This window comes from Janthinobacterium sp. SUN073, from assembly GCF_030397665.1.
Taxonomy (GTDB): domain Bacteria; phylum Pseudomonadota; class Gammaproteobacteria; order Burkholderiales; family Burkholderiaceae_D; genus Janthinobacterium.
In genome coordinates this window covers 118,834-143,994 of sequence record NZ_JAPUBT010000014.1, presented here as the reverse complement: position 1 = coordinate 143,994, position 25,161 = coordinate 118,834, and the positions used below count along the sequence as shown (strand labels likewise).

Annotated in this window: 16 protein-coding genes; 6 read left to right on the top strand and 10 right to left on the bottom strand. The window is 65.7% G+C overall.

The features are described 5' to 3' along the window. Nucleotides 1-29: 29 nt before the first annotated feature. From clpB to O0882_RS26635, 7 genes are all read right to left on the bottom strand, one after another. Nucleotides 30-2,636, bottom strand: a complete 2,607-nt coding sequence (gene clpB / locus O0882_RS26665) for an ATP-dependent chaperone ClpB (RefSeq protein WP_289952881.1) — start codon at nt 2,634-2,636, stop codon at nt 30-32. Nucleotides 2,637-2,757: 121 nt separating this feature from the next. Next, a complete protein-coding gene (gene moaE / locus O0882_RS26660) occupies nt 2,758-3,231 on the bottom strand; it encodes a molybdopterin synthase catalytic subunit MoaE (protein ID WP_289952879.1) in 474 nt (157 codons plus the stop codon). Continuing rightward, nucleotides 3,228-5,819, bottom strand: coding sequence for a DUF349 domain-containing protein (locus O0882_RS26655; RefSeq protein WP_289952876.1), 2,592 nt, complete (start codon nt 5,817-5,819; stop codon nt 3,228-3,230). Before O0882_RS26655 ends, moaE begins: the two co-directional genes overlap by 4 nt. 178 nt (nt 5,820-5,997) lie before the next feature. Beyond that, nucleotides 5,998-6,624 (bottom strand): hypothetical protein, encoded by a 627-nt coding sequence (locus O0882_RS26650; RefSeq protein WP_289952874.1) that lies wholly within the window; start codon nt 6,622-6,624, stop codon nt 5,998-6,000. 162 nt (nt 6,625-6,786) lie between these two features. Further along, nucleotides 6,787-9,453 carry a bifunctional acetate--CoA ligase family protein/GNAT family N-acetyltransferase gene (locus O0882_RS26645; RefSeq protein ID WP_289952872.1) on the bottom strand — a complete coding sequence of 889 codons (2,667 nt, stop codon included), beginning with the start codon at nt 9,451-9,453 and terminating at the stop codon, nt 6,787-6,789. A 102-nt stretch (nt 9,454-9,555) separates the two neighbouring features. After that, nucleotides 9,556-10,548, bottom strand: a complete 993-nt coding sequence (locus tag O0882_RS26640; RefSeq protein ID WP_289952870.1) for a DUF2804 domain-containing protein — start codon at nt 10,546-10,548, stop codon at nt 9,556-9,558. Beyond that, a complete protein-coding gene (locus tag O0882_RS26635; protein ID WP_289952869.1) occupies nt 10,545-11,828 on the bottom strand; it encodes a crosslink repair DNA glycosylase YcaQ family protein in 1,284 nt (427 codons plus the stop codon). Before O0882_RS26635 ends, O0882_RS26640 begins: the two co-directional genes overlap by 4 nt. A 200-nt stretch (nt 11,829-12,028) precedes the next feature. Between O0882_RS26635 and O0882_RS26630 the strand changes: the two genes are divergently transcribed. Next, nucleotides 12,029-14,173 (top strand): TonB-dependent receptor, encoded by a 2,145-nt coding sequence (locus tag O0882_RS26630; RefSeq protein ID WP_289952867.1) that lies wholly within the window; start codon nt 12,029-12,031, stop codon nt 14,171-14,173. A gap of 61 nt (nt 14,174-14,234) precedes the next feature. Here O0882_RS26630 and O0882_RS26625 read toward each other — a convergent pair whose 3' ends face one another. Then, nucleotides 14,235-14,903 carry a winged helix-turn-helix domain-containing protein gene (locus O0882_RS26625; RefSeq protein ID WP_289952865.1) on the bottom strand — a complete coding sequence of 223 codons (669 nt, stop codon included), beginning with the start codon at nt 14,901-14,903 and terminating at the stop codon, nt 14,235-14,237. A 21-nt stretch (nt 14,904-14,924) separates the two neighbouring features. Next, a complete protein-coding gene (locus tag O0882_RS26620; protein ID WP_010396763.1) occupies nt 14,925-15,296 on the bottom strand; it encodes a YajD family HNH nuclease in 372 nt (123 codons plus the stop codon). A gap of 281 nt (nt 15,297-15,577) precedes the next feature. Between O0882_RS26620 and O0882_RS26615 the strand changes: the two genes are divergently transcribed. The 3 genes from O0882_RS26615 (at nt 15,578) to O0882_RS26605 (ending at nt 23,667) form a co-directional block, all read left to right on the top strand. After that, nucleotides 15,578-18,598, top strand: a complete 3,021-nt coding sequence (locus O0882_RS26615) for a PAS domain-containing protein (RefSeq protein ID WP_289952863.1) — start codon at nt 15,578-15,580, stop codon at nt 18,596-18,598. A 67-nt stretch (nt 18,599-18,665) separates the two neighbouring features. Next, the gene (locus tag O0882_RS26610) at nt 18,666-19,892 is read left to right on the top strand and encodes an exonuclease SbcCD subunit D C-terminal domain-containing protein (protein ID WP_289952861.1); all 1,227 of its coding nucleotides are present in this window, start codon (nt 18,666-18,668) and stop codon (nt 19,890-19,892) included. Between the two features lie 16 nt (nt 19,893-19,908). Then, nucleotides 19,909-23,667 carry an AAA family ATPase gene (locus tag O0882_RS26605; RefSeq protein ID WP_289952859.1) on the top strand — a complete coding sequence of 1,253 codons (3,759 nt, stop codon included), beginning with the start codon at nt 19,909-19,911 and terminating at the stop codon, nt 23,665-23,667. A 6-nt stretch (nt 23,668-23,673) separates the two neighbouring features. Here the strand turns inward: O0882_RS26605 and O0882_RS26600 are convergent, their stop codons facing one another. Continuing rightward, a complete protein-coding gene (locus O0882_RS26600) occupies nt 23,674-23,841 on the bottom strand; it encodes a hypothetical protein (protein ID WP_289952858.1) in 168 nt (55 codons plus the stop codon). A 178-nt stretch (nt 23,842-24,019) separates the two neighbouring features. Between O0882_RS26600 and O0882_RS26595 the strand changes: the two genes are divergently transcribed. Then, nucleotides 24,020-24,229 (top strand): hypothetical protein, encoded by a 210-nt coding sequence (locus O0882_RS26595; protein ID WP_034755039.1) that lies wholly within the window; start codon nt 24,020-24,022, stop codon nt 24,227-24,229. 60 nt (nt 24,230-24,289) lie between these two features. Further along, complete coding sequence (locus O0882_RS26590; RefSeq protein WP_289952857.1) at nt 24,290-25,153, top strand: hypothetical protein; 864 nt, start codon at nt 24,290-24,292, stop codon at nt 25,151-25,153. Nucleotides 25,154-25,161 lie beyond the last annotated feature (8 nt).

Sequence of the window (25,161 nt, the reverse complement as noted above, 5' to 3'; positions counted from 1 at the left end):
ACCCCGGCCTTTCGCCGTTGGGGTAAAAATTACACCTTGTCCAGCCCCACTTGCGCACCCGAAAACACCAGGTTGCCGTTCTGGGCGTCGATGCGGATCTCGTCTTTCGGGCCGAACTTGCCTTCCAGGATCAGCTTCGACAGCGGATTTTCGATCTGCTGCTGGATCGCCCGCTTCAGCGGACGGGCGCCATACACCGGGTCGTAGCCCGCTTCGGCGATTTGCTGCAGTGCCGCGTCCGTCAAGCTCAGCTGCATGTCCATGCGCGCCAGGCGTTCTTCGAGAATCTTCAGCTGGATCTTCGCGATCGCGCCGATGTTTTTCTCGTCGAGGCCGTGGAACACGACGATTTCGTCGATCCGGTTGACGAATTCGGGACGGAAGTGCGAGCGCACCTCGGCCATCACGGCCAGCTTCACGACACCGGGATCATCGCTTTCCATGGCCTGGATTTTATGCGAACCCAGGTTCGAGGTCATGATGATGACGGTATTCTTGAAGTCCACCGTACGGCCCTGGCCATCCGTCATGCGTCCGTCGTCGAGCACTTGCAGCAGCACGTTGAAGACGTCGGCATGCGCCTTTTCCACTTCGTCGAGCAAAATCACGCTGTACGGCTTGCGGCGCACGGCTTCCGTCAGGTAGCCGCCCTCGTCGTAACCCACATAGCCGGGCGGCGCGCCGATCAGGCGGGCCACGGAATGCTTCTCCATGAACTCGCTCATGTCGATGCGGATCATCGATTCTTCCGTATCGAACAGGAAGGTCGCCAGCGCCTTGCTCAGCTCGGTTTTGCCGACACCCGTCGGTCCCAGGAACATGAAGGAACCATATGGACGGTTCGGGTCGGAGAGGCCGGCGCGCGAGCGGCGGATGGCGTCAGCCACGGCCGTGATGGCTTCATCCTGGCCCACGACGCGCTCATGCAGCTTCTCTTCGATATGCAGCAGCTTGTCGCGCTCGCCCTGCATCATGCGCGACACGGGGATGCCCGTCGCGCGCGACACCACTTCGGCGATTTCCTCGGCGCCCACTTCCGTGCGCAGCAGTTTCGGCTGGTCTGGATCGCGTTTCGGGATGCCGCTGTCAGCCTGCTTGAGCTGGGCTTCCAGCTGCGGCAGTTTGCCATACTGCAGCTCCGACACTTTCTGCCAGTTGCTTTCGCGCGTGGCCTGCTCCATCTGCAGCTTGACTTGCTCGATCTCTTCCTTGATGTGCGTGCTGCCTTGCACCACGGCTTTTTCCGCCTTCAGGATTTCCTCGAAGTCGTTGTATTCGCGCTGCAGCTTGACGATTTCCTCGTCGATCAAGGCCAGGCGGCGCAACGATGCTTCGTCTTTTTCCTTCTTGACGGCTTCCTTCTCGATCTTCAGCTGGATCAAGCGGCGTTCCAGCTTGTCCATCACTTCCGGCTTCGAGTCGATCTCGATCTTGATCTTCGCCGCCGCCTCATCGATCAGGTCGATCGCCTTGTCGGGCAGGAAACGGTCCGTGATGTAGCGGTGCGACAGCTCGGCGGCGGCGATGATGGCCGCGTCCGTGATTTCCACCTTGTGGTGCAGCGCGTATTTATCCTGCAAGCCGCGCAGGATGGCGATCGTCGCCTCCACGGTCGGCTCGTCGACCAGCACTTTCTGGAAGCGGCGTTCCAGCGCGGCATCTTTCTCGATGTACTTGCGGTACTCGTCGAGAGTGGTCGCGCCCACGCAGTGCAGTTCGCCGCGCGCCAGCGCCGGTTTCAGCATATTGCCGGCATCCATCGCGCCGTCGGCCTTGCCCGCGCCCACCATGGTGTGCATCTCGTCGATGAAGACGATGGTTTGCCCTTCATCCATGGCCAGTTCCTTCAGCACGGACTTCAGGCGCTCCTCGAACTCGCCGCGGAACTTGGCACCGGCAACCAGGGCGGCCATGTCCAGCGCCAGCACGCGCTTGCCTTTCAGGGACTCGGGCACTTCGCCGTTGACGATGCGTTGCGCCAGGCCTTCGACGATGGCCGTCTTGCCCACGCCCGGTTCACCGATCAGCACGGGATTGTTCTTGCTGCGGCGTTGCAGGATCTGGATGGTGCGGCGGATTTCATCGTCGCGCCCGATCACAGGGTCGAGCTTGCCCTTACGTGCCCGCTCCGTCAGGTCCAAGGTGTATTTTTTCAAGGCTTCGCGCTGGCCTTCGGCCTCTTGTGTATCGACCTTGTTACCGCCGCGCACGGCGTCGATGGCCGCTTCCAGAGCCTTGCGGGTCAGGCCGTTTTCGCGCGCCAGCTTGCCGCAGTCGGACTTGTCGTCCGTCATGGCCAGCAAAACCATTTCGCTGGACACGAACTGATCGCCCGCCTTTTGCGATTCCTTGTCGGCCAGGTTCAGCAAGGCCACGAATTCGCGGCTGACCTGCACGTCGCCGCCCGTGCCGGAGACTTTCGGCAAGCGTTCGATCGAGGCGCCCAGGGCCTTGGACAGGCCGCCCACATTGACGCCGGCCCGCTGCAACAGCGAACGGGCGCCGCCGTCGTCCTGGTTCAACAGGGCCGTCAGCAGGTGGACTGGTTCGATATAGGGGTTGTCGTTACCCACGGCCAAGCTTTGCGCATCGGCCAGGGCTTCCTGTAATTTGGTAGTGAGTTTGTCTTGTCGCATGAAAAGCGCTCCCGGTTAATTAGTTGTTAACCAAATTGGGGTGAGGCAGTACTTTTCAAGCATACACAAAACAGAAAACTGATGCATTCTTGCAAATGCTGGTGTGCGCGGCAGAAACGCCTCAAATGGCGGGTGCTTTTGCCGTCCATTTGTCCAGCGCCGTCTCGTCGCTGTCGCGCGCATCGACCCAGCGCGCGCCTTCCGGCGTGTCTTCCTTCTTCCAGAACGGCGCTTGCGTCTTCAGGTAGTCGATGATGAATTCGCAGGCGGCGAAAGCCTCGCCCCGGTGGGCGGACGAGACGGCCACCAGCACGATCTGCTCCTGCGGCAGCAAGGGACCCACGCGGTGGATCACCAGTGCGCCGGACAGGGGCCAGCGGCCCCGCGCCTGCTCGACGATGGCTACAATGGACTTTTCCGTCATGCCCGGATAGTGCTCGAGTTCCATGGTGGCCACGTCCAGCCCTTCGTTCATGTCGCGCACCGTGCCGACAAAGCCGACGACGGCGCCCACCTTGGGGTTGCCTGCACGCAATTGTGCAATTTCTTGACTCAAGTCAAAATCGGCTTGCTGGACACGGACGGAAGTGCTCATTTGGCATGGCCTCCGATACGGCGCAGCAGGGTTTCGATACGGCTGGCCGTACGCGCATCGGTGGCGGCGGCAATCGCGCACAGTTGCATCAGCTGCGACGCTTGCGTGAGCGGCTTCTGGCCCGATTTCAGCGACGATTGCAACACCTCCACCTGCATTTTCAAGCGGTCGCGGGCAAATTCGGCGCCGCTGTCGACGCCGGCGACGATTTCCAGGCGCAACACTTCATCGCGCAAGCGCTCCTGGTTGGCCTGCAATTGCTGCACGTAGGCGGCGTTGCCCTCGCCCAGTGCCGCCTGGGCGGCGGCAAAGCGCTGCTGCAGGCTGCGTTCATATTGCGTGTCCAGCGCTGGCAAGGCGCTCCAGCGCTGAAGCCAAGTGGCCGCATCGGCACTGGCGGCGCCGTCCGCCAGTGCGGCTTCCAGCGATTGCACCAGGCGCAGCTTGTCGCGCAGGGCGTTGGCCTGGGCCGCACCAGCGCGCTCGGCGATGACATCCGCTTGCGCTTGCACGCCAGCCACAGCGGCCTGGTAGCGCTGCTCGATCTTCGCTTCGCTGGCGCGCGGCACGGGGCCGGTGGCATTCCAGGCGGCACGCGTATCGCGCAGCAAGTGATTGATGAAGGCCGTGCGAGCCTTGTCGTCGCCCTCGGGCACGACGGCCGTTTCCAGGCTGGCGCACAGCGCTTCGCGCGCATGCAGGTGTTCGCGGCGCTCGTGGTCGGCCGCATGGGCCGTTTCCTTGCGCCTGGAGAAGATATCATCGCAGGCGGCGCGGAAGCGCTGCCACAGCGCCTGTTCCGCGCGGCGCTCCAGCGGCAGGGCTTTCGCCAGTTCCTGCCATTTATCCTGCAAGGCTTTCAGCATGTCGACCGTGTTGCGCTCCGATGGTTTGAGCAAGCCCACTTCGACGATCAATTGTTCGCGCCGCGCCGTCTCGATCTGGCGCTGCGTGTCCAGCGGCTTCGACAAGGCGTCCAGCGCGGCGCCGAACTCCGTATCCAGGCGTTTCTTTTCCTTGCGGTCGATGGTGCCCAGGCGCGTCCACGCCTGGCGCAAACGCTGCGATGCGGAGGCGACGTGTTTCCAGTCGGCACTCTCTTCGGCCGCCAGGGCCGCCGTTTCCGCGATCAGTTCCTGGGCCTTGGCCGCATTGCCGTGGCGCTCTTCGGCCAGTTGCTTGAAATGCTGGGCCGCCGGCGCGTACGCCACGCTGCAGGCGGCGTCGAAACGTTCCCACAGGGATTTCGGTGCCGGGCCGGACAAGGTGTCGAGCGACTTCCAGCGCTCGCGCAGGCTGCCCACTTTCTTGGCCAGCTCGGCCATTGGAAGTTCCTGTGCCGGCAATTCCTCGCCCGCCTTGACCAGCTCCTCGCGCGACACGTTGCCGCCCCAGCGCGCCCAGTCGGCCAGGCGTTTGAATTCCCCGCGCACGTGGGCCAGGCGGTCCGCTTGCGCCGGCGTCAAACGGCCGTGCTTGCTATCGCGCAAAGTCTTGTCATGCTCGGAAGCCACGTGCAGCAAGCCTTCCTGCAAGGCCGCCTCCATGGCGTCGAGCACCTTGAAGAACTGCTCCGTCGCTTCCTTCGAGACGGGCGCGAGCTCCTGGCGCGGCTTGCGCAGTACAGGTACAGGTCCAGGCTCGGCATGGGCCGCTGCGGCCTCTGGCGCTGCCGTCTGCACGGGTGCCGGCGCGCTGGCCAGCAGGGCCGCAAATTGCTGCTGCAGGCTGTCGGACAACGGCGACTCGGGCAGGCGCGGCAGGGCTTGCCACGCGCGTTTCAGGGTATCCACGTCGAGGCTGGCGGCGTCCTGCGCCTGCCATTCGGTCAGCGCGGCCTGGCGCGCGTCGAACACGGCCTGGTGCTGCTGCAGCGCTTGCAAGGCGGACTGCGCCTGTTCGCGCGCCTGGATAAAATCGCTTTCCAGGTGTTTCGGCAGCGAACCACGTTCGGGCGATTGTGCATGTTGCGCATGTTCCGCATCCAGGCGGGCCAGCGCCTGCGCCAGTTCCCCGGCGGACTGGCCACTGCTGGCCAGCGCGCGCGCGGCGACGACGGCGTCGATCACGGCGCGCTGCAACACCACTTGCGCTTCCAGGCGGGCGGCCAGCGCGGCACGCGCAGCGCTAAAGGCGCTCGCCAGTTCGGGCGTGGCCTTGATGACTTGCCATTGGCGGTCCAGCTCGGCTACCTGGTTGGGACTGAGCTTGTCATCGTTCAGCAGGCGCTGGGCCGTATCGATGCTGGCCTGGGCGCGCTGGGTTTCCGCCGCCTGGTGGCGGATCAGGTCGATGCGGCCCTGCATCAGCTTGGCGACACGGCGGTCCGTGTTGCGCATGGCCTGATGGACTTTTTCCAACAGGGGCAAGGCATGGACGTGTTCAGCGGCGATCAGGCGGGCATCGGCAAATTCGCTGGACACAATAAAATCGGCGGCGGCGGCTTCGTCGCCCGCCACGGCATGGGCACGCGCAACCTGTTCGGCGCGGCGCGATGCGCTCTGCGCCGAGGCGGCGGCCTGTTCTGCCACGACAGGGTCTGGTGCGGAAGGCTTGCTGGCAGAACGCTTGAAAAGAAATTCGAACATGACGGGTTTCGCGTGGATCAAAACCACCATCATAACAAAGCCCGGGGTATTGCATCGGACAGGTCTGTACAAGTTACCAAATGAGTAACATAAGATTTCTTTCTTGCTGGCGCCAGCGCAAAATCAGGGGCGCGCAGCCGGTGCAAACGGGCGAACGGGGTGGGCGCTCGCTACCCGTTCAAGCCTGCGCACGCAGCGGCTGCTGCATGGCAGGCACGGCCGCCAAGGTATCGTCCGCCGAGGTGCCGTCGCTTCCCGCGGTTTCAGCGGCGCCAGCAGGCGTGCCCGGCGCTGGCAAAGGTACGGGCAAAACAAAGGGCAGCACTTGCGCCTTGCCGCGGCGCGCTTCCTGCGCGCGCGCATCGTGGGCGAGGAACTGATAGGCGATGGCAAACCACGCTTCGCCCACGATGACCTTGCGCGCCAGCGCGAACAGTTCGCGCTCTTCTTTTTCCAGGCGCTGCAGCAAGGCCGCGCAAAAGGCGTCGATGGCCGCGCACAACTGCCCGGCCTGCAATTCGGAATGGTCGATGGCGGCGCCCGCGCGCTGCTGCACCACATTGATGCTTTCCAGCGCCACGTGGTTCAAGCCATTGAGTTCATTGAGCAAACCGTCGAGCAAGCCGTCGGCAGGCGGCGCGGCCTGGCGGATGGCGGGTACCAGATACATCTCCACCTTGCGCCAGTAGCCGCCCTGGTAGAGCCGGTTCAGCCAGTCGCCCGTGTACTGCAGTTGCGCCAGACTCAGCCTGCTCTGCTGGCGCAGTTGCACCTGCATGTATTTTTGAAATGCCAACAAACTCATGCGGATACTTGCCTGTTCTACCGACAGGGAAACCAATATATATGTTGCCGTAAGCATGCACTCACTCCCGAAAATGCGCTGGATGTCTGATCCTGGAAGTGAAAGTGTAAAGACTACCGACAGCGGTGGGTTTGATCCTGCACAAACCCGCACCGGCTTTTTTCAGGGCGCGCGCAGGCCGATATGCAGGTTGACCACGCCCGGCTCTTCCGATGGCGTGACTTCGCCGCCAAAACTTTTCACCAGCCGCTGCATGCCCTTGTTGCGCGCCATCGCCTCGCCCACCAGCGCTTCCGTGCCGCGGCTGCGGAAGTAGTCGACCAGTTTTTCAAACAGGATATGGCCCAGGCCCTTGGCTTTCAGGGCCGAGCGCACGGCGATGGCGAAATCGGCGTGGATATTGTCCGGGTCGGCCACAGCGCGCACCACGCCCAGGGTTTCCGGCTTGCCGTCCGGGCCCGTGTGCGTGGCGATGAAGGCCATCGCGCGGTCGTAGTCGATCTGCGTCAGGCGCGCCAGCTGCGACACGGGCAGCTCGCGCATGGAGGTAAAGAAGCGCAGGCGCACGTCGTCCGGGTCCAGCGCATTGAACAGGTCCATGTGCTGCGGCGCATCCTCGGGGCGGATGGGGCGCAGCAAAATGGATTGCCCCATCCACGTCACCTGCTCTTCCAGCTCTTGCGGATACGGGCGGATGGCCAGGCGGTCGCTCTTCTGGCCCGGTTGCAAACGGATGCGCGCGTCGAGGGCGATCACGCCGTCGGCGTCGGCCACCAGCGGGTTGATGTCGAGTTCGGCCAGCTCGCCGATATCGGCCACCAGCTCGGCCACCTGGATCAGGGTGTAGCAGATGGCGTCGATGTCGGCCGGCGGCTGGTTGCGGTAGCCTGCCAGCAGTTTCGACACGCGCGTGCGCGCCAGCATGTCGCGCGCCAGCACCATGTTCAGCGGCGGCAGGCCGATGGAATGGTCAGCCGTCACTTCCACGGCGATGCCGCCCTGCCCCACCAGGATGACGGGACCGAAGGCGGCGTCCGTGGTGACGCCAACGATCAGTTCATGCGATTGCGGCCGGCGCGCCATCTGCTGCACCGTAAAGCCGTCGATCAGCGCGTCGGGGCGCATGCGGCGCACGCGCTTGAGCATGGCGGCGGCGGCCGCGCGCAGGATGTCGGGCGTATCGAGGTCGAGCGCCACGCCGCCCACGTCGGATTTGTGGGCGATGTCGGGCGAATGGATTTTCAGCGCCACCGGGTAGCCGATGTCCACCGCCACGGCCAGCGCCTCTTCCACGTCGGCCGCCATGCGCGTAATCGCCACGGGAATGCCGTAGGCTGCCAGGATTTCCTTCGAGCGGCACTCGCCCAGCACGGTCTGGCCGGCCGCCAGCGCGGCGGCGACGATTTCGCGCACGCGCGCGCGGCGCGGCGTGGCCGACATGGGCAGCTGCGCCGGCACCTGCATCAGGGTTTCCTGGTTGCGCCGGTACTGCACGATCTGCATGAAGCCATGCACGGCCTTTTCCGGCGTATCGTAGGTGGGAATACCGGCCCGGTTGAAGACCTGGCGCGCGGGCGCCACGGTGGTGCCGCCAAGCAGGCACGACAGCACCGTGCGCGAAGTGGCCTTGATCAGCGGCGTGACGGCTTCGGCGATGTCGATCGACGAGACCATGGCCGTGGGCGCGTGCAGCAGCAGCAAGGCGTCCGCCTGCGGCTCGTCGAGCAGCGGCTTGATGGCGTCGACATAGCGCTGCACGGGCGCGTCGCCGGGCAAGCCGACGGGGTTGTCGTGCGACCAGCCCCGTGGCAGCGCCTTTTCCAGCGCGATGACGGTATCGGGCGACAGCTCGGCCAGCTTGCCGCCGCTGCCCACCAGCGCATCGGTGGCCATCACGCCCAGGCCGCCGCCGTTGCACAAAATCGCCAGGCGCTCGCCGCGCTGCGAACGGATATGCGTGAGCGTTTCCACCGCGTCGAACAACTCTTCGGCCGAGTACACGCGCAGCATGCCGGCGCGGCGGATGGCCGCGTCGTACACGGCGTCGGAACCGGCCAGCGCGCCCGTGTGCCAGGCCGCCACGGCGGCGCCTTCCGCCTCGCGTCCCGCCTTCAGGACGATGACGGGCTTGCTGCGCGCGGCGGCGCGCGCCGCCGACATGAATTTGCGCGCCGCCTGGATGTCTTCCATGTACAGCAGGATGGCGGCCGTGTCGATGTCGCCGGCCAGGTAATCGAGCAGGTCGCCGAAATCGATGTCATAGCTGCCACCGAGCGAAATGAACTTGGAAAAGCCCACGCCGTGCGCGTTGGCCCAATCGAGCACGCCCGACACCAGCGCGCCCGATTGCGACACGAAGGCGATCTTGCCGCTCGTCGCGCCCAGGTGGGCGAAGCTGGCGTTCAAGCCCAGTTTCGGCACGAGCAGCCCCATGCTGTTGGGGCCGAGGATGCGCAGCAGATGCGGCTTGGCCGCTTTCAGCATGGCCAGGCGCAGCGACTGCTCGCGCACGGGGTCGAGGCCGGACGTCATGACGATGGCCGCGCGCGTGCCCAGCGCGCCCAGGTCGCGGATCAGCGCCGTGATGGTGGCGGGCGGCGTGCAGATGATGGCCAGGTCCGGCGCCTTGGGCAACTGGGACAGCTTGCGGTAGCATTTCAGGCCCATCAGCTCGTCGTACTTGGGATTGACGGGCCAAATGTCGCCTTGATATCCCCCGCCCAGCAGATTAGAGAGGGCGATGGCGCCCAGCTTGTGTTCGCGCGCCGTGGCGCCGATCAGGGCCACCGAGGCCGGCTTGAACAACTTGTCGAGATTACGGATACTCATGTTCTGGCCTCATGGATTGCCGGAATGGCTGCGCCAGTGTATAGGATGCGCTGCCAAAAAAACTTGACCTTGTGGCGCGTTTCGCAAAAAAACCGCGCGCGCCTACCAGCGCGAGCGGTGGCTTTCCGTCACGCCCGCCAACTGCGCCACGATGCGCTTGGGAGATTGCGCGCTGGTGCGTACCCAGCCGCTGAAAGTGCCGATGGGCTGGATGTAGCGGCTGGCGGCGATCACCAGGTTTTTGTCTTCGCGCCGCGCCCCTTCCGGCTTGAAGTGCAGGTCGAGCAGATCGTCGTCCGTCCAGACGTGCCATGGCGCCAGCGGGTTGTCGGGATTGAAGTCGAAATGCGCGCGGCCCAGCGCATACAGCTGGCCATCGAGCCATAGCGCGTTTTCATGCGCGCCGAAATAGCCGGCCTGCAGATTGAAACCCAGGTCCAGGCTGTGCGCCGAGGCCCAGCGCCATTCCGTCTCGCGCGCCAGCAAGCCGTTCGAATAGTCGAAACTGGCCACGCCGTCGTCCAAGCTGTAGCCCATGGCGCCGCAGCGCACGCTGCCCCACAAGGGCAGGCCGCCCGACTTTTGCGTCGCATGCACGCTGCCGCCCTCGGCCACCGGCCCGATCGCCAGCAGGGTCGGCGCCACGGGCGGGCCGAATTCCGCATCGATGCCGAAATGGCCGCAATCGAGCCGCAAACGGTAGCGCTGCTGCGGCTGCGCCTCGATGGAGATCAGGTGCGAGAGGAAGCGGAAACGGCTGCTGGCACCCGCATGCGGCGCCACGGTAGCGCTCAAGCCCGGCACGCCATCCTGCGAAAAGCTGGCCACGATCTTGCCCTTGTGGCGGTCGAAGGCATATGCAAACGCCGTGCTGGTCCAGCCCAGGTCGACGATGGCCACGCCGCAGAACAGGGTGGGCGTGGACAGGGCCACGTAATGCCAGCGCTTGTGGTGGAACAAACGCCAGAGGGCGCCGCGCGCATGCGGCGGCGCCAGCGCGGCCCAGTCGAAGGCGTTCAATTGCCCCGTGTAGCGGCCAAAGCATGGCACGCCGTCAGCGTCAAGCAGGTGGGCAGGAGCCGGCGGCAGCATCATGCGGCCCGCCTTGCGGCAGCGCCGCCGTCGTGCAGCGCCTCGGCCAGCAGCGCACCGAAGGCTGCCGGCTGCGCCTGGGCTATCTCGACCTGCGGACACGCATGCCAGAGCGCCAGGCGCTGCACGGCGCCGGCCACGTCCTGCACCAGGCGGGCACTGAGGCGCACGCCCTCTTCCAGCGCCAGCGACTTGATCTCGAAGCGCCCCTGCGCGCGGTGCGCCTTGGCGTCCAGGCGCCCCACCAGCGCACCGCGCCGCAAGATCGGTAACGTAAAATAGCCATAGCGGCGCTTCTCGGCAGGCGTGTAGCATTCGAGCCGGTAGTCGAAGCCGAACAGTTCCAGCGCGCGGCGCCGGTCCCACACGACGGGATCGAACGGCGATAAAATCGTCGTCAGGGTGGGCGCCAGCTTGCCGGCCGCCGCCGCGTGCAGCAATTGCCCATGCTCGGCATGCACGTACACGGCATCATCCCAGCCGGCCACCGCACAGCGCAGCAGCGCGCCCTCGTCCACCAGCGCCTGCAGATCCTGCGCCAGGCTGGGGCGCGACTGTTTCGTCCGGAAATAATCGCTGATCCAGCTGACGCGTGCCAGGCCCAGCGCCTTCACGCTGGCCAGCAGCAGGTGGCGCCGCACCTGCTCTTCGGGCGGCAGCAAGCCATCGTGCCAGCCGGGCAGCACGCGCTCGGCCAGGTCGTAATAGCGCTGGAACTGATGGCGCTTGGCGATCATCAGCACGCCCGACGTAAACAGCACTTCGAGCGAGCGCTTTTCCGGCTTCCAGCTCCACCAGCCGCCCGCCTTGCCATCCGTGCGTTCGAAGTCCGCCGAGCGCGCGGCGCCGTTGGCGCGGATGTGTTCGAGCACGGACGCCACGGCCTCGCCCTGCTCGGCCATCCATTTGACCGAATACTTCCAGCCCATGGCGGCCGGGTCCAGCATGCGGTGGCGGTACAAGCCATAGTCTTCGATGGGCACGAAGCAGGCTTCATGCGCCCAGTATTCGAACAGCGCGCCCTCGGCCAGCAATTGCTCCAGCCACGGCTGCGGATAGTCGCCCAGCCGGCTCCACAGCACCAGATACGGGCTGCGCGCCACCACGTGGATGGTATCGATCTGCAGCACGCCCATCTGCCGCACGGCGGCCAGCACGTCGGCCTTCACGGCTTTCTTGCGGCGCGCTTGCAGCAAACCCTGCGCGGCCAGGTGCAAGGCGCGCGCGGCGGCCAGCGATAACGGGGGGAGGTCGGAAGGAATGGGCTGGTGTGGGCTAGGCATAGCTGAAAGATACCGCATTCCGCGAGACACTTGCAGGTTTTATCGCTATTAAGAATCTCTTAAGAACTTCTGCGCATGATCCGAAACGACATATTTTTTGGGAAGCCAGGTCCGTAATTGTTAATGATTCTTATTAATTTTATGATTCCTATTCCCCAAATAAACCAGACCAATAACTAATCCACCCTCCAGGAGTTTGCATGTCCAACCGTACCCGCCGCGCGCACCTGCCGCGTCCCACCACCCTGGCCCTGGCCATGGCCGCCCTGTCCTGCCTGCCGGCCTATGCCCAGACGGGCACGCCTGCCAGCATGCCCGAAGTGGTGGTCTCCGCCTCCGGTTTCGAGCAGGATATCAAGCAGGCGCCGGCTTCCATTACCGTGCTGACGCGTGAAGAACTGTCGAAAGAGCGCTTCGGCAACCTGACGCAGGCGCTGGAAAGCGTGGAAGGCATCGACGTGGGCGCGGCGGGCGACAAGACGGGCGGCATGAATATCAGCATCCGCGGCATGCCCAGCGACTACACGCTGGTGCTGATCGACGGACGGCGCCAGAATGCGGCCGGCAACGTCACGCCGAACGGCTTCGGCGGTACGCAAACGAGCTTCATGCCGCCGCTGGCCGCCATCGAGCGCATCGAGATCATCCGCGGCCCCATGTCGACCCTGTACGGCTCGGACGCCATGGGCGGCGTGATCAACATCATCACGCGCAAGGTGGGCAAGCAGTGGATGGGTTCCGTCTCGGCCGACTACACCGTGCAGGAAGAATCGGATTTCGGCGACGTGAAAAACGGCCGCTTCTACCTGAGCGGCCCCATCGCCACCGACCTGCTGGGCCTGTCCCTGCGCGGCAGCAAGCAGCGCCGCGATGCGGCCGACATCCGCGTCCCCAACGCGGCCGGCGCGGAAGTGCCCGCCAGCATGGGCGCCAATCCCGTGCGTGCGGACATTGAAAACTTTGGTGCGCGCCTGGCCTTTACGCCAAACCGCTACCACACCGTCACACTGGATGCCGACGCGGGCCGCCAGACCTACGACAATTCGAAGAAGCAACTGGGCACCTTGGGCTTGCAGGGCGGCTACGGTCCCGAGCAGAAATACAACCGCGACCAGTGGACCCTGTCGCACACGGGCCGCTTCGGCTTCGGCACGCTCGACAGCAGCTACATGGTGAACAAGACGGAAACCCTGGGCCGCACGATCCCGCCAGGCACGCCGGGCGCCGTGGCCGGCAGCGCGCGCACCCTGGAAGTGGAAAGCCAGGTTGTCGACACCAAATTGGTCATGCCTTTGGGTAAACACATGGCTACCGTCGGCGCGCAATGGTGGAAAGCGGAAATGACGGATGGCGTGGCGCCAAAGAAATTCGAATTCACGCAAAAAGCCCTGTTCGTGGAAGACGAATGGCAGGTGCTGGAGAATCTCGCGCTGACCTTCGGCGCCCGCTATGACGATCACAGCATCTTCGGCGGCCAGACCAGCCCCCGCGCGTATGCCGTGTGGAACGCGACGCCAAGCTGGACCGTCAAGGGCGGCGTCAGCAAAGGCTACAAGACGCCGCGCGTGGAACAACTGTCGCCAGGCATCAACGGTTTCGGCGGCCAGGGCACGATTCCCCTCGTCGGCAGCCCGAACCTGAAGCCGGAAACGAGCACGACAACAGAAATCGGCGCCTACTTCGACAACCTGGCCGGCTGGACCGCCAGCGGCTCCCTGTTCAACAACGAATTCAAGGACAAGATCACGACGGGCACGGGCCTGGTCAACTGCGATTACCGTCCCTCGCCGAACCGTCCCGGCTGCGTCAGCTTCGGCAACTGGCCCAACGTCGATGCGTTTGGCCAGTCGGTCAACGTGGATGAGGCCGTCACGCGCGGCGTCGAGCTGAACACCCGCTTCCCGCTGGGCAAGGCGCTGTCGGCCAGCGCCAACTACACCTACACGGAAAGCGAACAGAAGAGCGGCAGCAACGCCGGCAAACCGCTGAGCGACACGCCCAGGCACGCCGTCAACGCGCGCCTGTCGTGGGATATCTCGCGCGCATGGAACGGCTGGCTGCGCGCCGAGTACCGCAGCGAGCGCTTCCGCGATCCGGGCACCTCGGCTTCCACGCGCGCCGCCAAGGCCGCGCTGGGCGACTACAAGGGCTACACCATGCTGCACCTGGGCAGCAGCTATCAGCTGAACCAGCGCGTGACCCTGAACGCGGCCGTGTACAACCTGCTCAACAAGGACTTCATCGACTATCAGCCGTACCGCGCACCGACATTGACCTACGCCAACCGCTATGTCAACAGCATGGACGGTCGCCGCTTGTGGCTGTCGGCCACCGTCGATTTCTGATGATGCGATGACCTGCCAGTCATGACCATAACGGGCTGCCTCAGGGCAGCCCGTTTTTTCGTCAAGCCACCTTGGGCTTGTCGATGCAATAACCGATCGCATGCACCGTGCGTATCAAGTCCCGCCCCAGCTTCTTGCGCAGGTGGTGGATATGCACTTGCACGGCATTGCTCTCCACTTCATCACCCCAGCTGTACAGGTTTTTCTCCAGCTGCTCCCGGCTCAGCACCCGGCCACCGTGCTCCAGCAGCAATTGCAGGATGCGGAACTCCTTGACCGTCAAGGTCACGGGCAATCCCCCTTGCGTCACCTGCCGGTCGGCGATATCGAGCACCAGGTCGCCATGCACGAGGTTTTCGCGCAGGCGGCCGGCGGCGCGGCGGCAGGCGCTGCGGATGCGCGCGGCCAGCTCGTCGAGGTCGAACGGTTTCACGATGAAGTCGTCGGCGCCCGCGTCCAGGCCGGCGATGCGCTCGCCCACCGTGTCGCGCGCCGTGACGATCAGCACGGCGCCGCTGTAGCCATTGTCACGCAGCACGCCCAGCGCCTGCATGCCGTCCTGCCCCGGCAAGCCCAGGTCGAGCAGGATGCAGCCATAGTCGTGCAGGCGCACGGCCGTATGCGCATGTTCAGCGCTCGTGACCCAGTCGACGGCATGGCCGCCCTGTTCCAGGCCGATCTGCGTGGCGCGGCCCAGTTGCGGGTCGTCTTCGGTCAGCAGGATGCGCATGGGGAAAGCGGTGTGGCCCGCTCAGTCCTTTTTCTTGATCAGGCCGGCCAGCGCGGCGAACGGATTGTGCGTGGCAGGCGCCACCTCGGCCGACAGCAGGCCGGCGCCACGGTCCGCTTCCAGGTAGCGCGAGTGCTCATTGTCGTGGCAATACAGGCACAGCAGCTCCCAGTTGCTGCCGTCCGGCGGATTGTTGTCGTGGTTATGGTCGCGGTGGTGCACCGTCAGTTGCTGCACGTTGGCACGCGTGAATTCGCGCGTGCAGCGGCCGCATACCCATGGATACATCTTCAGCGAGCGCTCACGGTAGCCGCTCTCGCGCTGGTCGGCGGCGCGGCGCGCTTCGGCCACGATCTTGTCCAGTCTTGCCGCGTCGGGCTTTTTACTCTGCATGACAACTTTCGATATGGGAGGTAGAAGCGCCCATTTTAATGAGGATGGGGGCGCAATTGTACTTTTTCTGCCACGCCGCCAGCCCGTGTCGTCGCCAGCGTGCTTTTTTTAGCGTGCGCGGCACCACAGATACTTGATTTAACGCAGAATAAGCCCAGCGACAGACCGCGAACAGACGATGGGAGCGGCGGCAACAGGGTGACGCGCAAGGCAGCCGAATCGGCTATCATGCGCGCCACGCCGCCTCTCCCTTTTACCATGACTCTAGCCTGCAAGCGCCCGTGATAGCGATAACAAGACCCCTGCAACGCCTTGCCCGCCGCCTGTACCGTCTCAGCCTGGTACCCCTGTTCGCGCTCATCTTGCTGCTGGCGCTGTGGGCGGCCGTCTTTTACCAGGTGGGCCAGGAGCGCGCCAGCGCCGTGCGCGACGCCGTGGCCGTCAGTCAGTCGCTGGCGCGTACCCTGGCCGACCATACCAGTTTCACCCTGCGCCAGACGGACCACGCCACGCAATTGTTCAAGCTCAAGTACGAGGAATCGGATGGCAGCCTGCGCCTGAATGAATTCATGCGCCGCCAGGGCCTGCTCGACAGCGTGTTGCCGTCGAAGCTGGCATTGCCGATCGCCCTCATCGACGCGCAGGGCGATGTGATCGACAGCGCCAATGCCTATTTGCCGGAAAACCTGGCCAGCCAGGCATTTTTCAGGGCGCTGGCCGCCAATTCGTCCGACACGGCCCTGGTCGACACGCCCATGCTCGACGCGGGCAGCAAGCACTGGGCCATCCGCCTGGCGCGCCGCCTGAACGATGCGCACGGCCGCTTTGCCGGCGCCATCATCATCCACGTCGACCCGACCTATTTTGTCGACGATTACGACCGCCTGGACCTCGATGAACAGGGCGCGCTGATGCTGGTGGCGCGCGATAGCGGCCTGACGGTGGGACGCATCGGCGAGCAATTGATCCTCAGCGACCGCATCGACTTCCGCATGCCCGGGCCACCGCAGCATGCCGCCGAAGAACTGCTGATCGATCCGCCCGTCGACGCGACGGCGCGCATCTACAGCTACCGCGAACTGCCGCGTTACCCGCTGCTGGCCGTGGTAGGCGTCAGCCAAGCCGGCGCCATGACGCGCTTCGAACAGCGCCGCCTGGCGTATGTCGGCGCGCTGCTCGCCGCCAGCGTGCTCATTGCCGGCTTTACGGGCCTGCTGATGCGCCAGAGCGCGCGCCTGCGCCGCAGCATCCGCCAGGCCAAGGAAACGCAAGCGCTGTTGCGCGCGGCGCACCAGGGCAGCCTCGATGCCGTGCTGCTGCTGAAGGCCTGGCGCCCCGCGCCGGGAAAGCCGGTGGAAGACTTCATCTTCGCCGACGTCAACGAGCGGGCCGCCGACATGCTGGGCAAGCCACGCTCCGAACTGCTGGGCCAACGCGTGCTGCCGCAGGTGCCGCTGCTGCGCGGCGAGCGTTTTTTCAAGCGCTTCGTGCGGGTGATGGAAACGGGCCAGCCGCTGGAGGACGAATTCGAGCTGACACTGGCCTCGGGCGGCACGCGCTGGCTGCGCCACCAGGTGGTGCCCATCATCGACGGCGTGGCCGTCACCTCGCGCGACATCAGCGCGCGCAAGCACGACGAACTGGCGCTGCAGGATAACCGCAGTTTCCTGCAGTCGCTGATCGACCATTTGCCCGTGCTGGTCTACGTGAAAAGCGCACGCCCGGAGAATTTCGGCCAGATGGAGGTGTGGAACAAGGCGGCCGAGGATATCACCGGCCACCTGGCCGCCGACGTCGTCGGCAAGACCGATTGCCAGGCCTTTCCGCCCGACTTCGGCCTGCACGACGCCGAGGACGACCGCGCCATCCTGGCCGAGCGCGGCGTCATCGACCATACGGAAAAGCCCTTGCGCCTGCGTGATGGCAGCCTGCGCTACGTGCGCTCCGTCTCCGTGCCCGTGTTCGACGAGCGCCAGCAGATCGAACATATCCTGTGCATCGCCGAGGATGTCTCGCAGCGCCGCCAGCAGGAACTGGAACTGCGCCAGAAACAGGCGGAACTGGCCGCCGTCAACGACGCCTCGCCGCTCGGGCTGGTGCGCCTGGACCGCCAGCGCCGTTGCACCTACGTCAACCGCACCTTCGAATCGATCACGGGCCTGCCGCGCGCCGCCGCCCTGGGCGCCGGCTGGACCAGCGCCCTGCACCCGGACGACTATCCGCTGATGCACCTGGCACTGGAACAGCTCAGGCGCAGCCACGCGCCGTTCCAGTCCACCTTGCGCTGCCTGCAACCCGACGGCAGGCTGGTGTGGGTCTCCGTCAAAATTGCCCCCATCCTCATCGATGGCCAGATAGAAGGCTACGTGGGCAGCCTGGACGACATCACCATCTTGCGCGAATCGGAAGTGGCGCTGCTGGAAAGCGAAGCGCGCCTGCGCACCATCGCCGACACCTTGCCGGCCATGATCGCGTACATCGACGCCGACCAGGTCTACCGCTTCCTGAACATCGCCTATGAGCGCGAATTCGGCCTGACGGGCCGGCAGGCGCTGGGCCGCAGCGTACGCGAGACCGTCGGCGAGGCGCGCTACCGCACGGTGGCGCCGTATATCGAAAGAGTGCTGGCGGGCGAATCTTTGAGCTTCGAGGAAGAAGACGACAAGGAAGGCATCGAGCGCTGCCTGGAAGTGATCTACATTCCGCAGATCGGCGAAGACAAGCTGCAGGTGGCGGGTTTTCACGTGATGCGCCAGGATATCACCGTGCAAAAGCGCGAAAAACAGCGCTTGCTGCAGCTGGCCCAGGTCGATGTGCTGACCGGCTTGTCGAACCGCGCCGGCTTCCAGCAAAAACTCAGCGACGCCATGCACGCCAGTCGCCAGCAGCAGCACCTGATGGCCGTCATGTACATGGATATCGACCGCTTCAAGCCCGTCAACGACACGCATGGCCACGGCACCGGCGACGCCCTGCTGCGCGCCTTCGCCCAGCGCCTGACGCAGACCATGCGCGTCACCGACATCATCGCCCGCCTGGGCGGCGACGAATTCACCATCATCATGGAACAGATCGCCCGGCCCGACGACGCGGCCGCGCTGGCGGAAAAAATCGTCGCCGCCATGCGGCAGCCGTTCGAACTCGATGGCATCACCGTGCGCATTTCCGCCAGCATCGGCCTGGCCTTCTACCGCGACGAAGACATCCCCCCTGCCGTGCTGCTGCAACGCGCCGACGTACTGCTGTACCAGGCCAAGCAGGATGGCAGGAACACTTATCGAGCGGGTCCCGCAGTGCTTTGATCCAGCCACTGGCGTATGGCGCCATTCCTGCTATATTGGCGCCTGTCTTCCCTACCCTTGCCCCACCATGCGCCTGCTGCACACTTCCGACTGGCATCTGGGCCAGACCCTGCACAACTATGAACGGGGCTACGAACACCAGCGCTTCCTCGACTGGCTGCTCGACACGCTCGTGGCCGAACGCGTCGACGTGCTGCTGGTGGCAGGCGACGTGTTCGACAACGCCAACCCGTCGGCCGCCTCGCAAAAGCAGCTGTACGTGTTCCTGCAGCAGGCGCGCGCGCGCCTGCCCGCGCTGCAGCTGATCGTCGTCGCCGGCAACCACGATTCGGCCGGACGGCTCGAAGCGCCCGCCCCCCTGCTGGCCGCGCACGGCACGCACGTCATCGGCCATTTGCTGCGCGGCGAAGATGGCGACATCGACCTGGAACGCCTGCTGCTGCCACTGTCGGGCGCCGATGGGCAGGTGCAGGCCTGGTGCCTGGCCGTGCCCTTTTTGCGCCCCGGCGACGTGCCGAAACTGCCCGCCGGCGACACCCAGGATGCCTACCTGGGCGGCATCGCTCTGCTGTACCGCCAGCTGACTGACCTGGCGCTGGCGCGCCGCCAGCCAGGACAAGCCATCCTTGCCATGGGCCACTGCCACATGGTGGGCGGCGAAATGTCGAACGATTCGGAACGCCGCATCGTCATCGGCGGCACCGAAATGCTGCCGTCGGGGATTTTTGATACCGCCATCGCCTACGCGGCGCTGGGCCACCTGCACAAGGCGCAGGCCGTCGGCGGGCAAGAACATATCCGCTATTGCGGCAGCCCGATTCCCCTGTCGTTTGCCGAAGTGAACTACCGCCACCAGGTGCTGTGCCTGGACATCGACGGCGAAACGCTGCAGTCCGTGCGCGCCATCGAGGTACCGCGCGCCGTGCCGCTGCTGCGCGTGCCCGCCACGCCGGCGCCCATCAACGAAGTGCTGGCGCAGCTGGCGGCCCTCGACGTGCCTGACGCACCGGCCGAGGCGCAACCGTTCCTGGAAGTGCGCGTGCGCCTCGATGCGCCCGAGCCGGGCCTGCGCACGCGCATCGAAACGGCGCTCGACGGCAAGCCGGTGCGCCTGGCAAAGATCGAAACATCGAGCGCCGCGCGCAGCAGCGCACCCGAGAACATGACGCTCGACCAATTGGGCCAGCTGCAGCCCGACGACATCTTCCGCCGCCTGTATCAGCAAAAATACGCCAAGGAAGCGCCACCCGAACTCCTCTCGGCCCTGGCCGAACTGCTGCTGCCCGGCGCCTGACTGCTCCTGAAAAACCATGAAAATCCTGAAAATCAGCGGTAAGAACCTGGCCTCGCTGGCCGGCGAATTTGAAGTCGACTTCCAGCAGGAGCCGCTGGCGTCCGCCGGCCTGTTCGCCATCAGCGGCCCCACGGGCGCGGGCAAGAGCACCCTGCTCGACGCCCTGTGCCTGGCCCTGTACGACGCCACGCCGCGCCTGCTGAAAGTGCTGGGACGGGGCAGCGCCCTGCCCGACGTGGGCAAGGAAACCGTCAACGCCCAGGATACGCGCACCTTGCTGCGCCGCGGCACGCCGGACGGTTACGCGCAAGTGGACTTCGTCGGCAACGACGGCGCCAGCTACCGCGCGCGCTGGAGCGTGCGCCGCTCGCGCACCCGGGCCGAAGGGGCACTGCAGGCGACCGCCATGAGCTTGCACCAGCTGCCCGCGCTGCAGCCCATCGGCGGCACCAAGACGGAAGTCAAGGAAGAGATCGAAAAGCGCATCGGCCTGTCCTTCGACCAGTTTACGCGCGCCGTGCTGCTGGCGCAGAACGAGTTTTCCACCTTCCTCAAGACGGAAGACAATGAACGGGGAGAGTTGCTGGAAACCCTGACGGGCAGCAGCATCTATACCGACATTTCCATGCGCGCCTTCGAGCGGGCAAAGAAGGAAAAGCAGGCCCTCGAACGCCTGGGCGAAAAACTGGCCGACCAGCGGCCCTTGTCGCCGGCAGAGCGGTCCGACGCCGAGGCGCAGTGCGGCGCGGCCGATACCACCCTGCAACACATCGACTTGCGCAAGGCGGTGCTGGAACTGCAGCAGCGCTGGCACCAGGAGACGCACAAGCTGCAAACCCAGGCGACGGCCGCGCAAGAGGCGCTCGATAGCGCAGATGCCGAACGCGCCGCCGCGCAAGAACGCCGCGCGGCGCTGGCGCAGTGGGAATTGCTGCAGCCGGCACGACCCCTGATCGACGACGTGGCGCGCCTGGCCAGCGACATCGCCGGCAGCGGCGCCTCGCTGGAAGCGTCGCGCGTGCAGGCGGCGCAAGCCGTGGCCAGCGAAGCGCAACTGACGCAGGCCATGCAGCTGGCGACGGCGGCCTTGCTTGCCAGGGAAGTGGCGCAGCGCGATGCGGCGCCTGTGCTCGATCAGGCCAAGGCGCTCGACGCCGGCATTGCCGCGCAATTGCCCGCGCATGGCCAGGCATGGCAGGCCGCGCAGGCCGCCGACCTGACCAACGAAGCGGCGCGCAGCGCGCTGCAGGCACTGCAACAGCGCCAGCACGCCGCGCTGGCGGAACAGGAAGCGGGCCGCCAGTGGCTGGCATCGCACCAGCAGTGGCAGGCGCTGGCGCAATCGTGGCAGTTGTGGGATCAATTGTTTGCCCAGGCCGGGCAAGCGGCCGCGCAAGCCGATGCGGCCGACGCCAGCATGGCCGATTCGGCGCAGCAGGTGCGCCAGGCCCTTGACGCCACGCAGGCGGCGCAAGCGGCGCTGGCCAGCGCCGCTGCCGCGCTGGCCGTGCGCGATGCGCAGCGGCGCGAAGCGACAGCCGCCGTGCAAGCCATCGATGGCCAGGCGCTGCAGGAACAGCGCGGCCAACTGGAGGCGCATGCGCGCATCTTGACCAGCGCGGAAAAAACCTGGAGCGAACTGGCACGCCAGCAGCAGGCGCTGGCGCACTGGCAAGCCAGGGCGGCCCAGCTGGCGCAGGCCGCGCAAACGGAAAGTACGGCATTGGCGGCGGAAGCGGCGCAAACGGCGCTGCTGGAAGCGCGCCTGGCGCAGGCGGAAAAATCCTTGAAGGGCGCGGAAGCGGCATGCGCGGCCAGCGTCGAGCAGCTGCGGGCCAATTTGCAGGATGACCAGCCCTGCCCCGTCTGCGGCGCGCTGGAACACCCGTACAGCCACGCCGATCACGCCTTGCAGGCGATGCTGGCCAGCTTGCAGGATGAGGTACTGGCCTGCCGCACGCAGGCGCGCGGCAATCTGGAGCGGCTGGCCACGCACAAGGCGGCGCTGGCCGCGACGGCGCGCGAACAGGCGCAAACGGATGCCGAACTGGCGGCCCTGCCGCCCGCCATCGCCGCCCTGGACGCGCAGTGGCTGCCGCATGCGGACACATTACAACTGCCGCCCGCAAAGCAGCGCGCGGACTGGTTCACGCAACAGCTGGCAGCCAATGCGGCCGGTTTGCAGGCGCTGGCGCAGCAGGAGGCGGCGCTGCGCCAGGCCAGCGCACAGCGCGAGCAGGCGCAGGCGGCGCACGAACTGGCGTCAAACGAGCACGCGCGCTGCACCAGCACCGTCGCCGATGCCCAAGCGCGGCTGGCGCAGCTGCAAGCGCAGCAAGCGGGCAACGCCGACAAGGGCGAGACGGCGCGCGCCGTGCTCGATGCCTTGCTGGCGCAGCTCGATGGCGCGTTTGCCGACGCCGACGGCGCCGAGGACTGGAAAGACGGCTGGCGCGCCGGCCCGGCCGCCTTCCGCGCGGCGCGTGAAACGGAAAGCCGGCAATGGCTGAAACAGCAGGCGGACCAGGACCACCGCGGCCACGCGCTGGCCACCCTGGCCGCGCAGCTGGACGCGGCGCTGCTGGCCGCCAGCAAGGCGCAGCACACGGCAAAGGAGACCCACGCCGCCTTTGCCGCCGCCGACAAACAGCGCACGACACTGCAAGCGGAGCGCAACGCGCTATGGCAGGGCCAGAGCGTGACCGAGGTGGAAGGCGCGCTGGCTGGCGCCACCGCGGCGGCCAAAGCGCTGCTGGCGCAGCAGCAAGCGGCGGCGCAAACGGCCAGCCAACAGCGCACACGCCTGGACGAAGCGTGCGCGCAGCTGTCGCAGCGCCTGACCGCCTTGCGTGAACAGGAACACGGCGCCACCGCCGCGCTGCACGACTGGCTGCGCCAGTTCCAGCTTGCCCACCCTGGTCACGCGCCCGCCGACATGGCCGGCTTGCGCGCGCACCTGGCCATCGCGCCGGACGCCATGCGCGCCGAACGCGATGCCCTGCAAGTGATCGCCGACCGCCACACGGCGGCCGTTTCCGTGCTGGCCGAGCGCCGGCAGCAACTGGCGGTGCACGTGCAGCATCCGCCGGAAGCGCTGGAAATGGACGTGGCCGCGCTGCAGGCGGCGCTCGACGCGCTGCTGCTGGAACGCCAGGCGGCCAACCAGGAAGCGACGCGCTTACGCCTGGCCATCGCGCAAGACGACGCGCGGCGCCACAGCGCGCAAGCGATGCTGGCGCAAATCGAGGCGCAAGCCGTCATCGAGCGGCGCTGGGCCAGCCTGAATGAATTGATCGGCTCGGCCGACGGCAAGAAATTTCGCAACTATGCGCAGCAATTCACGCTGGAAGTGCTGCTCGGCTATGCCAACGCGCATTTGAACCACCTGGCGCGCCGCTATCAACTGGAGCGCATCGACAATCCGAACAATCCGTCGCTGGGCCTGATGGTGCGCGACCAGGACATGGGCGGCGAGCTGCGCTCCGTGCACTCGCTGTCGGGCGGCGAATCGTTCCTCGTCTCGCTGGCACTGGCGCTGGGCCTGGCCTCGCTGTCCTCGAACCGGGTGCGCGTGGAATCGCTGTTCATCGACGAAGGCTTCGGCAGCCTGGACACGGAAACCCTGCGCGTGGCCATGGATGCGCTCGACGGCTTGCAAGCGATGGGACGCAAGGTGGGTGTCATCTCGCACGTACAGGAAATGACGGAGCGCATCGCCACCCGCATCCTCGTGCAGCCGGGGGCCGGCGGCAAGAGCGTGGTGACGGTGCGCTAACGGGCGTCAGCGCGCCAGCGGCTCGCGTCCCAGCCTGAGCAAATCCCAGCCCAGTTCGCGGCGGATTTGTTCCGGGTCGGGCGGGGGCCGGCGCTGTTCCAGTTCCGCTTTCAGCCATTTCCTCACCAGCTCCTTGGCGGGCTGTGCAGGCTTTTCCTTGTCATGCTTGTCCATGGTGCTACCTCTTCAATGGCGGTCAGACGACCTCCTATATACGCTCAACGTCATGGCGCGGATTCAGTTGACGTGCGCGTGGCGCAGATGCAACAACGTGTAACGATGGCCGGAGTGCGTTAAAATCGCCGCCTTCGCGCAGGCACCGCCTACGCCCCGCAACAATTCAAGGAACCCCATGAAAGCCGCCCGCAGCCTCACCTTCAAGTGCGTAAAATGTCACAAATCCATGCAGGTCTACCTGCAAAAAGTCTCCGCCTGCTCGCATATCCAGCCGTATCAGGGCATTTGCGCATGTGGCGAACTCAAGCGCCACGCCACGGGCCAGGCCGATGCCGTCAAGTCCTACCTGGAATCGGCGGATGGTAGCTGGTCGCACCACCACTAATGGTTAAAGAATGGGGCGATATTGCCGTTAATTTGCCTATCTTCCCCATTTGAACCTGCCATGTCCCAGCTTCCCGCCCTCACCTCCGGCTCGCGCCAACCCGCCGCCAATACCCTGGCAGTGCAGACGCCGCAAAAAGCGGGCGCCGGCGCGTCCGGCCTGGCCGGCTCGCCCCTGATGCAGCGCACGGCGCAAGACGTGGTGGCCCTGTCAAAAAACGGCCTGGACCTGTCGGCCAAGGGACTGTCGCAACGGACCGATGCGCTGGGCAACGCGACCGTCGACGTGACGCAGGATTTTCTGAGCACCATGACGCGCCAGCTGTTCGGCGACGGCGCCACGGTCGCTTTCGATTCGGTCGACCTGCAAGCCGGTTCCAGCTTCAGCAGCGGTAGTGCCAGCGTCTCGGGCGCCGGCAGCAGCAGCCGCGCCGCCGCCTTCAGCCTCGATGAAAACGCGCATTTCATCGGCAAGGGCAAGATCACCACGGCCGATGGCCAGACCTTCGACTTCGAACTGGAAGTGCAATATCAATCGAACATCAGCGCAGGCGCATTGGTGCAAACGCAAGAGGATGCGCAGGAAGCGCCGCCATCCGACGCCGCCGCCGTGCCCGCCAAAGAATTGCCCGCCACGACCTTCGCCGGCAATCTGCACGACCTGTTCAAGCTGCTGGGCCAGCAATTGCAAAGCAATCTCTATCAGGGCGCGTCCGACGGCGCCAGCGCCAGCGGCAAGGATGGCGAGCTGGCGGGCAGCCTGAGCTTGCGTTTGCTCAAGCTGGTGCAGCCGGAGCATGCCGCCGAAGCCGCCAAGGTTGACAAGAAAGCCGTGGAAACCACGCCGGAAGACCAGGCGCGCGCCCGCGCGCTGGCACTCGCCTATGGTACGGACACTGCTGACGGCACGGCCAGCGACGTATAATGGAAGAC